This is a genomic window from Marinobacter sp. BW6, from assembly GCF_008107725.1.
GTDB lineage: Bacteria > Pseudomonadota > Gammaproteobacteria > Pseudomonadales > Oleiphilaceae > Marinobacter.
The window spans coordinates 1-438 of sequence record NZ_VIRN01000088.1 but is presented as its reverse complement, the minus strand read 5'-3'; the positions used below and the strand labels follow the sequence as shown (position 1 = coordinate 438).

Below are 438 nucleotides of genomic sequence, written 5' to 3'. Positions count from 1 at the left end.
CGATCCGCCGAATCATATCCGATGAGGACTCCCAGGGGGCCGACGCGGGAGACGACAGCGCGGATGAGACAGTAGCAACACCAGCAGAAGAAGAGGCGGCGGACGATATGGGCGATGCCTCCGAAATGTCCCAGGACGATCTCGACAAACTGTTCGACATGGACAGCGACGACGATGATATTGCGGCGGAAGAAGACGACAGCGCGGATGACATGGCCGCGGCCATGTCATCCGCGCTGTCGTCTTCTTCCGCCGCAATATCATCGTCGTCGCTGTCCATGTCGAACAGTTTGTCGAGATCGTCCTGGGACATTTCGGAGGCATCGCCCATATCGTCCGCCGCCTCTTCTTCTGCTGGTGTTGCTACTGTCTCATCCGCGCTGTCGTCTCCCGCGTCGGCCCCCTGGGAGTCCTCATCGGATATGATTCGGCGGATCG

Annotated in this window: 1 protein-coding gene; it reads left to right on the top strand. The window is 59.8% G+C overall.

Features of this window, described 5'->3' with window-relative positions; translation table 11 throughout:
* A partial coding sequence (locus tag FMN52_RS20160) for a hypothetical protein (RefSeq protein ID WP_205424984.1) occupies positions 1-438 on the top strand: 438 nt, incomplete at both ends.